This is a genomic window from Massilia sp. TSP1-1-2 (assembly GCF_049896185.1).
Taxonomy (GTDB): domain Bacteria; phylum Pseudomonadota; class Gammaproteobacteria; order Burkholderiales; family Burkholderiaceae_D; genus Telluria_A.
In genome coordinates this window covers 1-604 of the sequence record NZ_JAFCTU010000196.1, presented here as the reverse complement: position 1 = coordinate 604, position 604 = coordinate 1, and the positions used below count along the sequence as shown (strand labels likewise).

Here is a 604-nt window from a genome sequence, read left to right as displayed (position 1 = left end):
TCGCCTTCCGTGACCTCGAAGATGATGCGTTCGATCGGAAAGCCATATTCAAGGGCGGCGGCCAAGGTACTACGGATGCAAGCTTCGGGACGGTACACCGCATTCGGCAGAAAATTGATCGACAGCAGTTCCTGCATGCCAAGTTCGGCCGCGCCCCGGATCGCCTTGACCCGGCACGCCTGGTCAAACTGGTAACGATTACTGTCGTCAACCTGGGACAAAACGCTGAAGGCGGACTCGCCCTGCGGCCCGCGTACCAGCGCCTCGTGGGCGTAGATGGTGTGGCTGTCGAGGTCGACAATGGGCTGATAGGCGTAGGCGAAGTCAAAGCCAAGCTCGCCGTCGGTGCGGCAGGCCTTGCATCCAGGCGTTGATGCGTCTTCATTGCCGGAATGAATGGGAATCATGAACAGCCTGTCACAGAAACTGAAAGAATAACTATAACTGATCGCCGCGTTCGGCGGTACGCCGGCAGAGTGAACAGGAACGCCGCTAGTCTTCGGCGCGGCTGCGCTGGTAGCGCGGCAGGCCACCCGCTCCACGTGCATACCGCCGTCGAGTTCGGTGAGAATGGCGGTGAACTCATCCCCTCCCAGCCTGGCCA

Annotated in this window: 1 protein-coding gene; it reads right to left on the bottom strand. The window is 60.3% G+C overall.

The features are described 5' to 3' along the window. A partial coding sequence (locus tag ACP7BV_RS27670) for an EAL domain-containing protein (protein WP_426108122.1) occupies positions 1-407 on the bottom strand: 407 nt, incomplete at its 3' end. Positions 408-604: the final 197 nt, after the last annotated feature.